The sequence below is a fragment of the Dactylosporangium sp. NPDC006015 genome, from assembly GCF_040614215.1.
In the GTDB taxonomy this organism is placed as follows: Bacteria; Actinomycetota; Actinomycetes; order Mycobacteriales; family Micromonosporaceae; genus Dactylosporangium; species Dactylosporangium maewongense.
This window is the reverse complement of record NZ_JBEXUD010000020.1, coordinates 76,184-91,727: the sequence shown is the minus strand read 5'-3', so window position 1 is coordinate 91,727 and position 15,544 is coordinate 76,184. Positions and strand designations below refer to the sequence as shown.

At 73.7% G+C, this 15,544-nt stretch carries 15 protein-coding genes and 1 pseudogene; 11 read left to right on the top strand and 5 right to left on the bottom strand.

What is annotated here, in order from left to right:
• Positions 1-13 precede the first annotated feature (13 nt).
• The 5 genes from trpC to ABZ321_RS31425 all read left to right on the top strand — a co-directional run bounded on the left by trpC (position 14) and on the right by ABZ321_RS31425 (position 5,964).
• A complete protein-coding gene (trpC, locus tag ABZ321_RS31445; protein ID WP_344504037.1) occupies positions 14-817 on the top strand; it encodes an indole-3-glycerol phosphate synthase TrpC in 804 nt (267 codons plus the stop codon).
• 8 nt (positions 818-825) lie between these two features.
• Positions 826-2,031, top strand: a complete 1,206-nt coding sequence (trpB, locus tag ABZ321_RS31440) for a tryptophan synthase subunit beta (RefSeq protein ID WP_354898114.1) — start codon at positions 826-828, stop codon at positions 2,029-2,031.
• 5 nt (positions 2,032-2,036) lie between these two features.
• Complete coding sequence (trpA, locus tag ABZ321_RS31435) at positions 2,037-2,834, top strand: tryptophan synthase subunit alpha (RefSeq protein WP_344503969.1); 798 nt, start codon at positions 2,037-2,039, stop codon at positions 2,832-2,834.
• 310 nt (positions 2,835-3,144) lie between these two features.
• Positions 3,145-4,398: a PQQ-binding-like beta-propeller repeat protein gene (locus ABZ321_RS31430; protein WP_354898011.1), complete on the top strand. Its 1,254-nt coding sequence runs from the start codon at positions 3,145-3,147 to the stop codon at positions 4,396-4,398.
• Between the two features lie 135 nt (positions 4,399-4,533).
• Complete coding sequence (locus ABZ321_RS31425; RefSeq protein WP_354898008.1) at positions 4,534-5,964, top strand: methionine--tRNA ligase; 1,431 nt, start codon at positions 4,534-4,536, stop codon at positions 5,962-5,964.
• A gap of 73 nt (positions 5,965-6,037) precedes the next feature.
• Here the strand turns inward: ABZ321_RS31425 and ABZ321_RS31420 are convergent, their stop codons facing one another.
• A complete protein-coding gene (locus ABZ321_RS31420; RefSeq protein WP_354898005.1) occupies positions 6,038-6,679 on the bottom strand; it encodes a GDSL-type esterase/lipase family protein in 642 nt (213 codons plus the stop codon).
• Between the two features lie 365 nt (positions 6,680-7,044).
• Complete coding sequence (locus tag ABZ321_RS31415) at positions 7,045-7,527, bottom strand: NUDIX hydrolase (RefSeq protein WP_344503973.1); 483 nt, start codon at positions 7,525-7,527, stop codon at positions 7,045-7,047.
• A 152-nt stretch (positions 7,528-7,679) separates the two neighbouring features.
• Between ABZ321_RS31415 and lgt the strand changes: the two genes are divergently transcribed.
• Positions 7,680-8,798, top strand: a complete 1,119-nt coding sequence (gene lgt / locus ABZ321_RS31410) for a prolipoprotein diacylglyceryl transferase (protein WP_354898001.1) — start codon at positions 7,680-7,682, stop codon at positions 8,796-8,798.
• A gap of 12 nt (positions 8,799-8,810) precedes the next feature.
• The gene (locus ABZ321_RS31405; RefSeq protein WP_354897998.1) at positions 8,811-10,013 is read left to right on the top strand and encodes an NAD(P)/FAD-dependent oxidoreductase; all 1,203 of its coding nucleotides are present in this window, start codon (positions 8,811-8,813) and stop codon (positions 10,011-10,013) included.
• A gap of 479 nt (positions 10,014-10,492) precedes the next feature.
• On the opposite strand, the pseudogene ABZ321_RS31400 reads toward ABZ321_RS31405, so the two are convergent.
• From ABZ321_RS31400 to bioB, 3 genes and pseudogenes are all read right to left on the bottom strand, one after another.
• Positions 10,493-10,681, bottom strand: a pseudogene (locus tag ABZ321_RS31400) (hypothetical protein); the annotation flags it as partial.
• Between the two features lie 82 nt (positions 10,682-10,763).
• A complete protein-coding gene (locus ABZ321_RS31395) occupies positions 10,764-10,976 on the bottom strand; it encodes a hypothetical protein (RefSeq protein ID WP_344503976.1) in 213 nt (70 codons plus the stop codon).
• A complete protein-coding gene (gene bioB / locus ABZ321_RS31390) occupies positions 10,973-11,956 on the bottom strand; it encodes a biotin synthase BioB (protein WP_344503977.1) in 984 nt (327 codons plus the stop codon). The genes ABZ321_RS31395 and bioB overlap by 4 nt, the downstream gene beginning before the upstream one ends.
• Positions 11,957-12,074: 118 nt before the next feature.
• Between bioB and ABZ321_RS31385 the strand changes: the two genes are divergently transcribed.
• From ABZ321_RS31385 to ABZ321_RS31370, 4 genes are all read left to right on the top strand, one after another.
• On the top strand, positions 12,075-13,244 hold the full coding sequence (locus ABZ321_RS31385; protein ID WP_354897994.1) for an 8-amino-7-oxononanoate synthase: 1,170 nt from the start codon (positions 12,075-12,077) through the stop codon (positions 13,242-13,244).
• A 402-nt stretch (positions 13,245-13,646) separates the two neighbouring features.
• Positions 13,647-14,372, top strand: a complete 726-nt coding sequence (gene bioD, locus ABZ321_RS31380) for a dethiobiotin synthase (RefSeq protein WP_354898112.1) — start codon at positions 13,647-13,649, stop codon at positions 14,370-14,372.
• Between the two features lie 109 nt (positions 14,373-14,481).
• Complete coding sequence (locus ABZ321_RS31375) at positions 14,482-14,658, top strand: hypothetical protein (RefSeq protein ID WP_354897991.1); 177 nt, start codon at positions 14,482-14,484, stop codon at positions 14,656-14,658.
• A complete protein-coding gene (locus ABZ321_RS31370) occupies positions 14,655-15,044 on the top strand; it encodes a PIN domain-containing protein (RefSeq protein ID WP_354897988.1) in 390 nt (129 codons plus the stop codon). The genes ABZ321_RS31375 and ABZ321_RS31370 overlap by 4 nt, the downstream gene beginning before the upstream one ends.
• Positions 15,045-15,544 lie beyond the last annotated feature (500 nt).

The following is a 15,544-nucleotide window of genomic DNA, read 5'->3' as shown; positions in this document are numbered from 1 at the left end:
GGAATCTGGCCGTGTGCTCGACGAGATCCTCGCCGGCGTGCGCGAAGACTTGGCCATCCGCGAGGCGCAGAAGCCCCTGGACGAGATCAAGGCAGCCGCGGCGCAGGCGGCACCGCCCATCGACGCCTACGCCAAACTGCGGGCCCCCGGTGTCGGGGTGATCGCCGAGGTCAAGCGCGCGTCGCCGTCGAAGGGGCAGCTCGCCGAGATCCCGGATCCGGCGGAGCTGGCCAAGGAGTACGCGGCGGGCGGTGCCCGCGCCGTCAGCGTGCTGACCGAGGGCCGCTGGTTCGGCGGCAGCCTCGACGACTTCGCCGCGGTGCGCGCCGCCGTCGACGTGCCGCTGCTGCGCAAGGACTTCGTCGTGTCGTCCTACCAGGTGCACGAGGCCCGGGCGTTCGGCGCCGACCTCGTCCTGCTGATCGTGGCCGCGCTGGACCAGAACACCCTGTCGGGACTCCTCGACCGCATCGAGAGCCTGGGCATGACGGCCCTGGTCGAGGTGCACGACGAGGAGGAGACCGACCGCGCCCTGGAGGCCGGCGCGCGGGTCATCGGGATCAACGCGCGCAACCTGCGGACGCTCGAGGTCGACCGGACGGTGTTCGAGCGGATCGCGCCCGGCCTGCCCAACGACGTCGTGAAGATCGCCGAGTCGGGGGTCCGCGGGCCGCACGACCTGATCCGGTACGCGTCGGCCGGAGCCGACGCGGTGCTGGTCGGTGAGGGGCTCGTCACGCAGAAGAGCCCGCGTGACGCGGTCGCCGAGCTCGTCACTGCCGGCAGCCACCCGGCGACGCCGCGGCCCGCCCGGTGAACGCGTTCCTGTCCGCCGCGGGCCTGCTGCCGGACCAGTCGGGGCACTTCGGCGAGTTCGGCGGGCGGTTCGTCCCCGAGGCGCTCATCGCCGCGCTCGACGGCCTCGACGCCGCGTACCGGCACGCCCAGGCGGACGAGGCGTTCCAGGCCGAGTTCGGCCGGCTGCTGCGCGACTACGCCAACACCCCGTCGCCGCTGTACCGGGCGGACCGGCTGTCCGCGCACGCCGGTGCCCGCGTGTTCCTCAAGCGCGAGGACCTCAACCACACCGGCGCCCACAAGGTCCGCAACGTGCTCGGCCAGGCGCTGCTGACGAAGCGGATGGGCAAGCACCGGGTCATCGCCGAGACCGGCGCCGGCCAGCACGGTGTCGCCAGCGCCACCGCCTGCGCCCTGCTCGACCTCGAGTGCATCGTGTACATGGGCGAGGAGGACACCCGCCGCCAGGCGCTCAATGTCGCCCGCATGCGGATGCTCGGCGCGACCGTCGTGCCCGTCACGACCGGCTCGAAGACGCTCAAGGACGCGATCAACGAGGCGCTGCGCGACTGGGTCACCAACGTCGACACGACCCACTACCTGCTCGGCACCGCCGCCGGCCCGCACCCGTTCCCGGCGATGGTCCGCGACTTCGTCAGCGGCATCAGCGTCGAGGCCCGCAAGCAGATCCTGGAGCAGGCGGGCCGGCTGCCCGACGCGGTCGCCGCGTGCGTCGGCGGCGGGTCCAACGCGATCGGCGCGTTCCACGCGTTCGTCCCCGACGAGGGCGTCAAGCTGTACGGCTTCGAGGCCGGCGGCGACGGCGTCGACACGGGCCGGCACGCGGCCAGCATCACCGGCGGCTCCACGGGCGTGCTGCACGGTGCCCGCACGTACCTGCTGCAGGACGAGGACGGGCAGACCATCGAGTCGCACTCCATCTCCGCCGGCCTGGACTACCCGGCCGTCGGCCCGGAGCACGCGTACCTGCACGACACCGGCCGCGCGATCTACGAGCCGGTCACCGACGCCGAGGCGATGGCCGCGTTCAAGCTGCTGTGCCGGACCGAGGGGATCATCCCCGCGATCGAGAGCGCCCACGCGGTCGCCGGCGCGCTGCGGGTGGTCCCGAAGCTCGCCGCCGACCTCGGCCGGGAGCCGGTCGTGCTGATCTGCCTGTCCGGCCGCGGCGACAAGGACATGGACACCGCGCGCGACTTCTTCGGGGTGTGACGACAGTGAGTGTTTCCGTCGCGTTCGAGAAGGCCCGCGCGGAGGGCCGCAGCGCGCTCATCGGCTACCTGCCGGCCGGGTTCCCGACCGTGCCCGGCGCGATCGACGCCATCAAGGCGATGATCGACAACGGGGTGGACATCGTCGAGGTCGGTCTGCCGTACTCGGACCCGGTCATGGACGGCCCCGTGATCCAGCGGGCCACCGAGGCGGCCCTCGCGGGCGGCTTCCGGGTCGCCGACGGGCTGCGCACCGTCGAGGCGGTCGCCGCGGCCGGCGCGCCGATCCTCGTCATGACGTACTGGAACCTGGTCGAGCGGCACGGCGTCGACCGGTTCGCCGCGGACCTGGCCGCCGCCGGCGGCGCCGGGCTGATCACGCCCGACCTCATCCCCGACGAGTCGGCGCCGTGGCTCGCCGCGTCCGACGCGCACGGCCTGGACCGGGTGTTCCTGGTGTCGCCGTCGTCGACCGACGCCCGGATCGCGATGACCGCCGGCAAGTGCCGCGGGTTCGTCTACGCGACCAGCGTCATGGGCGTCACCGGCGCCCGCAGCAGCACCAGCAGCGCCGCTCCGGCCCTCGTCGAGCGGGTCCGCAGGGCCGACCCGTCCGTGCCGGTCGCGGTCGGTCTGGGCGTCTCCAACGGCGACCAGGCCGCGGAGGTCGGCGCGTTCGCCGACGGGGTCATCGTCGGCAGCGCCCTCGTGCGGTGCCTGCTGGACGCCGCGACCCCGGCCGAGGGCGTCGCCGCCGTCGCCGCGCTGAGCGCCGACCTGGCGGAGGGCGTGCGCCGCCGCTGAGCCGGTCACGTCGGGCTGGAGGCGTGCGGCGCGTTGCTGAGGCCGTCACGCCTGGCCGAAGGCGTTCGGCGTTGCTCAGGCGTCACGTCCGCCCGGAGTCGCGCTGAGTGCCGACCCGTCCGGAGCCGTGCTGAGCGGCGGGCTGTCCGGCGGCGCGGCGTTGCTGAGCCGTCACGTCCGGCCGGAGTCGCGCTGAGTGCCGACCCGTCCGGAGCCGCGCTGAGCGGCGGGCCGGCCGACGGCGTGTGGCGCCGCTGAGTCACTCCGCCCGACCGGAGTCGTTGAGCCGGGCGTGCGGCGATTTTTCCGTTTGGTACCTGTAGCGCTCCTGCTCTCCGCGGCGCCCGGCCTCGCCCTGGCCGTCCCGGGCACGGAACGTCCGGCGGCGACCGTCGTCGACGCCGGCTGGCGGCAGGACGGCAACGGCCCGGGCCGCAGCGGGTACCAGCCGGTGACCCCCTACCTCGGCACGCGGTCCGCCGCGCGGCTCGACACCGTGTGGACCGCGCCCGTGTCCCGCCCCGACGAGCAGGTCGGCGGCGCGGTCGTCGCCGACGGCGTCCTGCTGCGCTCCTCCGGCGGCCCGACCGGCCAGATCCGCCGGTACGACGCGGTCACGGGCGCCGACCTCGGCCCGGTCGTGGACGCCCCGGGCCGCAGGTTCGGCCAGCTCGCGTCGGTCCCGGGCAGCGCCGGCGGCGCCGGCGGCACGCTGCTGGTCGAGTCGCAGGCGATCGACGTGCCGTCCGGCGAGCTCGGAGCGCGCTACCTCACGTCGTACACCGGCCGCGGCGACAAACAGTGGGAGACGCCGCTGCCCGGGGAGGTGTCCGGCGGGTTCACCGTCGTCGGTGACCTGGTGCTGCGCGCATCGGGCGCGACCCTGACCGCGCTGCGCCTGGACGGCGGTGCCGTCGCGTGGACCGCGCCCCTGGACGGCGAGGCGGGCCTGCACCCACCCGTCGCGGACGCCGGCGTCGCCCTGCAGCCGTTCGAGGCGGGCACCGGCACGGGGCTGGCCGCGTTCGACCTGCGGACCGGCGCGCGGGTGTGGCGGCAGGACGTCAGCGGCCCGTGGGTGATCGCGGCCGGCGGCGTCGCCTACACCACCGGCCTTGGCGGCGTGTGCGCTGTGTCGGTCGCCGACGGCGCCCGCCGCTGGTGCGACACCACGACGCTGACCGACCCGCGTTCGGCGGCGACCGACGGGCAGACCCTCATGGTCCTCGACGCGCACGGCCGCGCCGCCGGGTTCGCGGTCCGCGACGGCGCGGTCCGCTGGACCCGCGACTGGGGCATGGCCGGCGCCGAGGTCGCGACGTCCTACTGGGCGCCGGTGACCGGCGGCGGCGTGCTCTACGCGGTCGTGTACCAGTTCGCGATCCGCGACGGCGCGCCCGTGCACCGCAGCGAGCTGCTCGCCTTCGACGCCGCCGCCGGTACCCTCCTGCTGCGCCGTGAGCTGGCCTTCGACGCGCTGCACGGCGCCGAGCCGCTGCTGCTGTCCGGCGACCACGTGTACTTCGCGGCGCTCGAAAAGCTGTTCGCGCTCGGGGTACGCTGACCCCATGTACGCCGGTCGAATGATGCGCCCCGTCACGGGGTCCGTCGGCGTGCGCTAAATCCGCTCACCACTCGCCCCTTGGTCCCGGGGCGAGCCGGATCAGGTCGTCCCGTCAAGACAGACCGGAGATCCGACATGAGCTTCTACGTCACCACCGCCATCCCGTACGTCAACGCCGCCCCGCACCTCGGGCACGCCCTGGAGCTCGTCCAGGCCGACGTCCTCGCCCGGCACCGGCGGCTGCGCGGGCAACGGGTCAGGTTCCTCACCGGCACCGACGAGAACGCGTTGAAGAACGTCACGGCGGCCGCCGCCGCGGGCGTCGACGTGGCCGCGTTCGTCACCGCGAACGCCGACCGGTTCGCCGCGCTCCGGCCGGTGCTGGACCTGTCGTTCGACGACTTCATCCGTACCGCCGCCGACGCCCGACACCGCAGGGGGGTCGAGACCCTGTGGCGGCGCACCGCCGCGAACGGCGACTTCTACCAGCGCGACTACCAGGGCCTGTACTGCCAGGGCTGCGAGCAGTTCTACGAGCCGTCCGAGGGGTGCGCCGAGCACGACGCGCCCCTGGAGGTCGTGACCGAGTCCAACTGGTTCTTCCGGCTGTCGGCGTACACCGGCCGCGTCCTGGCGGCCCTGGAGTCCGGCGAGGTCCGGGTCGAGCCGGCGGCGAAACGCAACGAGGTGCTCGCGTTCGTCCGGGCCGGCCTGCAGGACATCAGCGTGTCCCGGCCCGCCGCCCGCGCCGGCGGCTGGGGCATCCCCGTGCCGGGCGACCCGTCGCAGGTCGTCTACGTCTGGTGGGACGCCCTCGCCAACTATGTCACCGCGCTCGACGACCCCGACCTCTACCGCGACTGGTGGCAGGACGCCGCCGAGCGGGTCCACGTGATCGGCAAGGGGATCGTGCGCTTCCACGCCGTGTACTGGATCGCGCTGCTGCTGTCCGCCGGGTTGCCGCTGCCGACGACGATCTTCGTCCACGAGTACCTGACGGTCGGCGGCGCCAAGCTCTCCAAGAGCGCCGGCAACGCGGTCGACCCGGGGGACCTCGCCGCCCGGTTCGGCGGGGACGCGCTGCGCTGGTGGCTGCTGCGCGAGGTGGCGCCACTCGGGGACACCGACTTCACCGAGGAGCGGCTGCGGCAGCGGTACCACCAGGACCTCGCCAACGGGGTCGGCAACCTCGTCAACCGGACGGTGAGCCTGGTGCGGCGGTTCCGGTCCGGGGTGGTCACGGGGTCCACCGTCAAGAACACCGGGCTGTCCTCGGCGGTGGACCGGGCCCTGGCGGGGTTCGACTTCCGGGCGGCGACCGAGGTGTTGTGCGTGGCCGTCGCCGGCGGCAACCGGCTGGTCGAGACAGCCCGGCCGTGGGAGCTCGCGAAGCAGGGGCGGGACGCGGAGCTCGACGCGGTGCTCGGCGAGCTCGTCGCCCTCTGCCGGGAGGTGAGCCGCGAGCTGGCGCCGTTCCTGCCGTCCGGCGCGTCCCGGCTCGCCGTGCGGCTCGGCTCCGGCGACCGGGTCGGCACCCCCGACCCGGTGTTTCCGCGGTTGGCTTAGCCGCGGGCCGGCCTTGCCAGGTGTCGCGGCTAAGTCTGGCGTGGGGGCGCCTCTCCGGGTGTCGCGGCTGGGGTTAACGCAGGGCTGCCCGCCAGGCGTCGCGGATCGCCTCGGCGCCCCAGGCGTTGGGCTCGATGTGGCCGCACAGCCACAGGTCACGGTTGGTGGGGCGGGGGTCGGCGGCGGTCACGTCGCCGGCCTTCGCGCCGTGGCCGAGGAACGCGGCGTGCAGGTCCGCGACCACCGCGCCGTGCCGGGCCGCCGCGTCGCGGATCGCGCCGTTCAGCGCCGCCAGGATCTCCAGGCCACCCGGCCACGACGGCAGCCCCGCCCAGGTCAGGTCGCCGGTGCCGTCGGTCGGGTCGTACACCGTGCTGACAATCACACGGGCCCCGGTCGCGGCGAGGGTGGGCAGCACGACCTCGAAGTTGCCGGCGATCTTGGCGAGGGCGCGCTCCGCCACCTCGCGGTCCGCTCCGGCCCTGAACAGGGTCTCCAGCAGGTCGTTGCCGCCCATCGTCAGCGTGATCAAGGCGGGCCGACCCTCGACCTTGTCCAGCTGGAAGCGCACGACGTCGTCGCTGGTCGCACCGTCGCGGGCGAGCAGCGTGAGCTCGATGCCGAAGTCGTCGGCGAGCAGCGAGGCGGCACCCAGCCCGGAGCCGCCGGCATACTCGTCGATGGACATGGAGTCGCCGAGCGCGTAGTAGGCCACGGGACCAGTACATCATTTAGGTCCCGTGAATTTTTCAGCCGCCGGTGACCCAGCCGTCGCGCCACCGCTCTGGTCGTGCCGACGGCCGCTTCGGTCGTGTCGGTGGGCGCTTCGGTCGTGTCGGTGGCCGCCCCGGTTATGTCGACTCGCTACGCTCCCCGACATAACCGAAATGTCGGACATGTTCGCGGAGCGGACATGTCCGGGGGCCGTTCCTGTGCCTGCTCCGGTGCCTGCTCTAGTGCTTGCTCCGGGGCCTCTAGTGCCTGCTCCGGGGCCGCTCCGGGGCCGCTCCGGGGCCGCTCAGGGGCCGCTCAGGGCCGCTCCGGGGCCGCTCAGGGCCGCTCAGGGCCGCTCAGGGCCGCTCAGGCTTCGACGGCCTCTGCGGCCTCGACCTCGCGTTGGATGTCGCGTTTGATCTGGCGGATCACCCCGGTGCGGCCCGCGCCCGCGTCGGCGATGGCGGTCCGCGTGGTGGCGGTCAGCGGCTCCGGCAGTGAGGCCGGGTCGTGCCAGGCCAGGCGGCTGATCCGGCCCGGGGCGTTCAGGGCCGGCCCGCCGCCGCCGTCCAGGCGGCCGCGGAACACGTGGACGAACAGATCCGGCATCGCCTCGCCGCAGCCGTCGCCCGTCACCTCGTACAGGCCGACGAGCTCGACGATCTGGGCCTCCAGGCCGGTCTCCTCGAAGATGTCGCGGACGGCGGCGTGCACCGGGCTCTCCGCCGCACGGACCCGCCCTCCGGGCAGGCCCCACAGCTGGTGACCGCCGGCCTGCTGGCACAGCAGCACGCGGCCGGCGGCATCCTCGATGATCGCGGCGACGGCAGACGTGACTTCGTAGCTCATATTCGCACTCTAGGCGCCATAGCGGACCGTTGCGACACCTTCGCTGGTGGTGATCTTCGCCGGTCGGAGTGGCTTTCCGTCGGGCGTGGGGTGGCGAATTGGGCGAACCCAGGGCATCGCGTTTCGGCGGATCGGCGGTAGCGTGTGCACCCGTGGATGCTGCTCTTACCCCGCTGGCCGTGATCCCCAGCCCCACGCAGGGCGTCTGGGAGATCGGAACGGTGCCGCTGCGCGCCTACGCGCTGTGCATCGTGCTCGGCATCGTCGCCGCGTGCTTCATCGCCGACCGGCGGCTTCGCCACCGCGGCGCGCAGCCGTGGGTGATCCTCGACATCGCGGTGTGGGCGGTCCCCGCCGGCATCATCGGCGCCCGTCTCTATCACGTCATCACCTCGCCCGAGGCGTACTTCGGCGAGAACGGTGACCTGATCAAGGCGTTCAAGATCTGGGAGGGCGGCCTCGGCATCTGGGGCGGCATCGCGGGCGGCGCCGTCGGCGCCTACATCGCCTGCCGCCGGATGAACCTGCCCTTCGCGATGGCCGCCGACACGCTCGCCGTCGGCCTGCCCGTCGCGCAGGCGCTCGGCCGCTGGGGCAACTGGTTCAACAACGAGCTGTACGGCAAGGCGACCGACCTGCCGTGGGCGCTCAAGGTCTACACCTGGGACGCGAAGGCCGGCCACGCCCAGATGGTCAACGGCGAGCCGATGGAGCTCGGCACCTTCCACCCCACGTTCCTCTACGAGTTCCTGTGGTGCCTCGGCGTCGCCGCGGTCGTCTGGTACGTCGACAAGCGCTTGTCCCTGGGCAGAGGGCGGGCGTTCGCGCTGTACGTGGCGCTGTACTGCGTAGGCCGGTTCTGGATCGAGGCGCTGCGCATCGACGACGCCCACCACTTCCTGGGCATGCGTCTCAACAACTGGACGTCGCTCATCGTCTTCGCCGCCGCCCTCGTGTACTTCCTGCGGGTGCGCGGGCCGCAGGAGCGCGTCACGTACGACGAGAACGGCCACATCACCCCGGTCACCGGCGAGCCTTCCGCCGCGCTCGCGCCGGCTTCGTCGGACGCCTCGGACTCGGCCGAGGGTTCGGACCCGTCGGATGCGGCTGAGTCGTCCGAGGGCCCGTCACTGGTGAAGTCGGACACATCGGACTCGTCGGATACCGTGGGTGACGAGGAGCCGGAGGCCGGCGACGCCGACGACCCGTCGGACAGCGCCTCGGACAGCGCCTCGGACAGCTCGTCCGCCAGCACGTCCGGTAAGGGCTGAGGTACCGGGCGGATGCGCACCGCTGTCGTGGTGGGCGCCGGCATCGGCGGGATCGCCGCGGCCGGCGCGCTCGCCCGGACCGGCTGGCAGGTCACCCTCCTCGAACGCGACGACCGGCTCCGCCCGGGCCGCGGCGCACTCGTCCTGTGGCCCAACGGGGTCCGGGCGCTGCGGGGCCTCGGCCTGGCCGGCGGCCTGGACGGCATCGCCACCCCCGTCCCGCCCGTCGGCATCCGCCGCCCGGACGGCCAGTGGCTCGTCCGTCCCGGCTCGGTCGCCGATGACGTCGAGTCGCCGCCGGTGGTCGTACACCGGGAAGACCTCCACGACGCGTTCATCGCGGGACTCGGCGAGCAGGTCGACATCCGCAGCGGCATCGAGGTGCAGCCCGCGAGGGTCCACCGCGAGCGGCCCGCCGTCGGCGACGGCCGGGTCACGTTCGAGGCCGACCTGATCGTCGCCGCGGACGGGGTACAGAGCGCCGTCCGCCGCCGGCTGGCACCCACCACGTCGTTCGCGAGCGCGGGCGTCGCCGCCTGGCGGGCCGTCATTCCCTGGTACCGCGTCCCCGACCTGCCGCCGGGCCTCCCCGACCACGGCGAGACCCTCGACGCCGGCCACCGGTTCAGCCACGCCTCGCTCGGCGACCGCGGCTCGTCCGGCGGCTCCACCCGTGGCGGCATCTCCTGGGTCGCCACCGTCCCCGGAGCCCTGCGCCCCGAGCCGCCCGCCGGCCAGCTCGCGCTGCTGCGCCGCTGGTTCGCCGGCTGGCACGCCCCGATCCCGCAGCTGCTCGCCGCCACCGAGCCCGACGACCTCGTCCAGGAGCCCATCGGCGAGCTGACCCCGCTGCCGGAGACGTTCGGCGTCAGGGCCGGCAGCGGCGGCTACGCCCTCATCGGCGACGCCGCCCATGCCATGCCGCACCACCTCGCCCAGGGCGCCTGTCTGGCCCTGGAGGACGTCGCCACGCTGCAGGCCGTCCTCACCGCCTCGCGGGGGGCCCTCCCGCCGGCCCTGGACGAGTACAGCCGCCTGCGCCGCCCCAGGGTGACCAGGGTCCTGCAGCAGACCCGCAAGGCGTCCGCCGTCCTGCACCCCCGTGGCGGCCTCACCAGCCGCGCCGTGGGCGCCGCCCTGGGCCGCGCCAACCCCCGCACCCTGGACAAGGCCGCCGCCGCAGCCGCCGAATGGTCAGGCCCGACCTCCGCCTGACCTCGGCCAGACACCCTCCTGGCGTGGCGACTGGCGGCGCCGAGCATGCGCGCTGGTCAATGCCCGAAGCGCCCTGCTGCGCCACGGCATTGTGCGATTTATCTCGATTCCGGCGGCCACTCCGGCCTCCGGTTGATCTTCATCCTGCCCTCAGCTCGACCTCGGCCGGACGTCCTCCTGACTTCCGTCGGGCCACCTTCTGGCGTGTCACGCGCCGCTCGGCATGCACGTTGATCAATACCCTGGAATGCCCTGTTGCGCCATGGCATTGTGTGATTTGCCCTGATCCTGGCCGCCACTCCGGCCTCCGGTTGATCTCCTCCCGACCTCGGCCTGCCCTTGGTTTGACCTGGGCCGGACGCCCTCTTGGCCTCCGTCGGGCCGCCTTCTGGCGTGTCGCGCGCCCCCCGGCACGCACGTTGGTCAATGCCCGAATATGTTCCATTTTCGCCATAGACGTTGCGCGATCCACCGCGATTTCAGTGATCGTTTTGGGGGTGGATCGCGCAGCGTCGATGTGACAAATGCCGCAAAGTCGGGCATTGATCAACGTCTGTGTCGGCGGTGGCGGACCAGCCCTGGGGTAGGTCCTGGACCTTCATCCGGCGGCGGCGCTGTGGGCGGAAGCGGGGTGGCTCCAGCTGCCGGGCCGCCGCGCACGCCGGGTGTGGTGCGGCGGCGGTGAGGGTCTCGCCGCAGTGGTGGGCCGAGCCAGGGGGCTTGGTCCGGGCTGGGGGTCGGGGTCTGGGGTCAGTTGTGGGTTTCGCCGTGTTCGACGCAGGTGGCGGACCAGCCCTGGGGTAGGACCTGGACCTTCATCCGGCGGCGGCACTGTGGGCAGAAGCGGGGTGGCTCCAGCTGCCGGGCCGCCGCGCATGCCGGGTGTGGGGCGGCGGTGGTGAGAGACTCGCCGCAGCGGTCGCACCAGGTGGCGGTGTCGATGCTCGGCACGGGGGCGGTCACAGCGTTGCCGACAGGGCCTTGACCGGCATGCTCAGCTCGTCGAGCAGGGCCAGGTCCTGGTCGGCGGAGCGGCCCAGGGTTGTGAGGTAGTTGCCGACGATCACCGCGTTGACGCCGCCGAGCAGGCCGTCGCGGGTGCCGAGGTCGCCGAGGGTGATTTCGCGGCCGCCGGCGTACCGCAGCAGGGTGCGCGGCAGGGCGAGCCTGAACGCGGCGATGGCCCGCAACGCGTCCTTCGGGTCCAGGACGGGCTGGTCGCCGAGGGGGGTGCCCGGGCGGGGGTTGAGGAAGTTGAGCGGGACCTCGTGCGGGTCGAGCTCCTGCAGCTGGATCGCGAACTCGGCCCGCTGCTCCACCGTCTCGCCCAGGCCCAGGATGCCGCCGCAGCAGACCTCCATGCCGGCGTCGCGGACCATGCGCAGGGTGTCCCACCGCTCGTCCCAGGTGTGGGTGGTGACGACCTGTGGGAAATGCGACTTCGCGGTCTCGAGGTTGTGGTTGTACCGGTGGATGCCCAACTCCGCGAGCTGGTCCACCTGCTCCTGGGTCAGCATGCCCAGCGACGCGGCGATGTTGATGTCGACGGCGGCGCGGATCGCGGCGACGCCGTCGGCGAGCTGCGTCATGAGCCGCTGGTCGGGGCCGCGGACGGCGGCGACGATGCAGAACTCGGTGGCTCCGGTCGCGGCGGTCTGCTTCGCGGCCTCGACCAGCGACGGGATGTCGAGCCAGACGGCGCGGACCGGGGACGTGAACAGGCCGGACTGCGAGCAGAAGTGGCAGTCCTCGGGGCAGCCGCCGGTCTTGAGCGAGACGATGCCCTCGACCTCGACCTCCGGGCCGCACCACGTCATCCGTACCTCGTGCGCGATCGCGAGATAGTCGGGCAGCTCCTCGTCGGAGCAGCGCAGCACGGCGAGCACGCCCTCGAGGTCGAGCCCGACTCCGGTGTCCACGACAGCCTTGGCAGCATCAAGCATGCTCGTACCTTACAAAACGTTAGGGTCGGGCGGTCCGCCCGAAGGTGGTCGGCTATGTTGTGCACATCGCACAAACGGCATCGTAGAGGTTCTACAACGAGAACGGGAGGGTGCGGGAGTGCGCGACGGATCCTGGCTGTCCACGCTGGACGCTGAGGCCGCCGGTCGGCAGGCTGCCGGGCTGCGCCGGGAGCTGCGCCCGCGCGGCGCCGACGACGACGTGATCGACCTCGCCGGCAATGACTACCTCGGCCTGTCCCGGCACCCCGACGTGCTCGCCGCCGCGGCCCGGGCCCTCGCCGACTACGGGCTCGGGGCGACCGGCTCGCGGCTCGTCCGCGGCTCCACCGGCGCGCACCAGGCCCTCGAAGCGGGACTCGCCGGGCTGCTCGGCACGCAGACCGCGCTCGTGTACTCGTCCGGGTACCTCGCCAACCTCGGCGCCATCCGCGCGCTGGTGCGGCCCGGCACGCTCGTGGTGTCGGACGCGCACAACCACGCCTCGATCGTCGACGGCTGCCGGCTCGCCTGCGCCGGAAGCGCCTCGAAGGGTGCCGAGACCGTCGTCGCGCCGCACGCCGACCCCGACGCCGTCCGGGTGCTGCTCGCCGCCTCGCCCGACCGGCCCGCCGTGGTGGTGACCGAGAGCGTGTTCTCCGTCGACGGGGACCTTGCGCCGCTCGCTGCGCTGTACACCACCTGCCAGACGCACCCCGGCGGCGCGCTGCTGCTCGTCGACGACGCGCACGCCCTCGGCGTCATCGGTCCCCGCGGTGCGGGTGGGGTCGCCGCCGCCGGCCTCTCTGGGCTGCCCGGCGTGATCGTCACCGCGACCCTGTCGAAGTCGCTCGGCGCCGCCGGCGGGGTGATCGCCGGCCCGCACCAGCTCGGGCGGCAGCTCGTCGACACCGGCCGCACGTTCATCTACGACACCGCCCTCCCGCCCGCCGTCGCCGCCGGCGCCCTTGCGGCCCTCGACCTCCTCGTCGCCGGCGACGACCTGCGGGCCGAGCTCGCCGCCCGGGCCGCGACCGCGGTCAGCCGCCTGCGCGGCGAGGGCCTGGAGGTCTCCGACCCGTCCGGCGGGGTGATCTCCGTCGGTGCGCCGAGCGCCGACGAGGCGTTCGCGTGGGCGTCCGCCTGTCGTGAGCGGGGGGTCGCGGTAGGCTGCTTCCGCCCACCGTCCACACCGGACGGTCGGTCGCGCCTTCGGCTCACCGTCAACGTCGGCGTGCCACCGGCGGCGTTCGAGCACGCGCTCGACATCGTCGTCAAGGAGCGCCCCTGACGGGCGGCGCGCGGCCGACCCCGCACGCTCCCGGCAGGCGCCGCGGCCACTGCTGAAGGGCGGCCCGTGACCTGAGCCGCCGGCGACTGAGAGGTGGTGCCGTCAGCGGCGCCGCTGAACGGCGTGCCGACCGCCGGGTCCACCGCTCTGCCGTGCTGGCCGGCCCGAGCGGCTTGCGAGGCGGCCGGTGCGTTCCCTTTGCCACGCTGACCTGAAGCGCCCTGTGTGGGCGTGCCGACCAGCCGAACCGCCCCTGAAGGGTGTGCCGGCCGAACCGCGCCACCCCCCGGCGCCCGTGAAGGACGTGCCTTGAGCGATCCGCGCATCGCCGACCACGACGTCTCGCCCGCTGAGGCCCTCCTGTCGGAGGCGCTGCGCTCCGAGGCGGTGCTGTCGGAGGACGTGACCCCGGCGGAGACCGAGCCCATCACCGGGGCCGTCGTCATCACCGGCACCGACACCGGCGTCGGCAAGACCATCGTCACCGCCGCCATCGCCGCCGCCGCGACCGCTGCGGGGCGGCGGGTCGCGGTCGTCAAGCCCGCGCAGACCGGCACCGCCGACGGCGACGAGCCCGACGCCGCGACCGTCTCGCGGCTCGCGGAGCCCGTCACGGTGCGGACGCTCGCCAGCTTCCCCGACCCACTCGCCCCGCTGGCCGCGGCCCGGGTCGCCGGCGACGACCCGCTGACGGCGGTGATGGCGCAGCTCGCCCTTCGTACCATCGTGGAAGAGCACGACGTCACCCTCATCGAAGGCGCCGGCGGGCTTCTCGTGCCGATGGGGGAGGGCGGCTGGACGATGCTCGACCTCGCCGCCGCGCTCGGCGCCACCGCCGTGGTCGTCGCCCGTCCCGGCCTCGGCACCCTCAACCACGCGGCGCTCACACTGCAGGCCCTCGCCCACCGGGACGTACCGGCGGTCGTGGTCCTCGGCACGTGGCCGGCGGAGCCGGAGCTGGTCCACCGGACCAACCTGCACGACCTCGACGGCGACCTGGTCGGCGCCGTGCCGGACGGTGCGGGGTCGCTCGCCCCGGCACTGTTCCGCCGGGAGGCCGCGCACTGGCTCGCGCCGCTGCTGTACGGCCGGTTCGACCCGGTCGCGTTCCGCTCCCACAGCCGCTGACCCGACCTGCCGCTGTCCCACCCGCCCGCTTCGGTGGCCCGGTGGCCGTTACGGGCCATCGGCGTTTCGGGGGACCGCGGCGATCGATGTTAAGGGGTACGGTCACGCCATGACCGAGATCGACCCTGGTGCCGGTGCCGCCGCCGAGTCCGGACCTGACTCCGGACCTGACCGGGAGCGCCGCGCCCGCGCCAGGAAGCGGCTCGACGACGCGGGCGCCAAGGTCACCGCCGAGGCCCGTACCGAGTCCCGTGAGCAGGTCCGCGACCTCATGGGCTGGTCATGAGCGGCCCCGTCGGGCTGGTGCTCGACCCTGCGGCGGTGCTCGCGTACACGCAGGGCGACACGGGCGTCGCCGACCTGGTCAGCCTCGTCCTCGCCGACGGCGGCACGGTCGTGGTGCCTGCGGTGTCGCTGGCCGAGACGCGCAGTGAGCTCGCGTACGCCGAGGAACTCGCCCGCCTCGACACCCTCCTCAGCACGGCCACGGTCGCCCCGCTCGACGGCGGCGACGCGGTCGGCCTCGGACGGCTCGCGTCCCGGCTCAACGGCAGCCTCGGCCTGGCCCACGCCGTCGCCGAGGCCCACCGCCACGAGGCCCGTCTGCTCACCTCCCACGGCCCCACGGTCCGCCGTACCATCGGCGAGCTCGACGGCATCGTCGACCTCTGACCTGCGGTTCCGAACGGTTCGTGACGGGAAGCGACAGTCTGGATTCGCTCCGCATCCATGATTTGGTGGGCAGTGTTACGGTCGACGAAGAAGGCCCGCCGGTCACCGGACCCGAGCCTGTGCCTGACAGCAGGCGCCGCCAGCGAGCAGCCCAGCCACGGACTCAGGTGACCCCCCGATCGATGTGACGCCTGCCCGCGCGACGCACGTTGTGCGCGAGCGCGACGCCCGCACGCGCTGTGCGCGACGGTCGCCTGCGTGACGCCCGCGCGTTGTGCGCTGCGGGGAGTTGTGCGCTGCGGGGAGTTGCGCGCTGCGGGGAGTTGCGCGCTGCGGGGAGGCCGGCGAGGAAGGTCTTGGAGCGGACGGTCGCTTGGCCGGGCACAGACGGATGGGGCAGCTGCCGTCCATCGCCCCGGTGAACTGCTGCCACAGCGACGTGAGTCGCGCGCTGCGGGAGCCGCGCTGCGGGAGCCGCGCTGCGGGGAGCCCGGACCGAG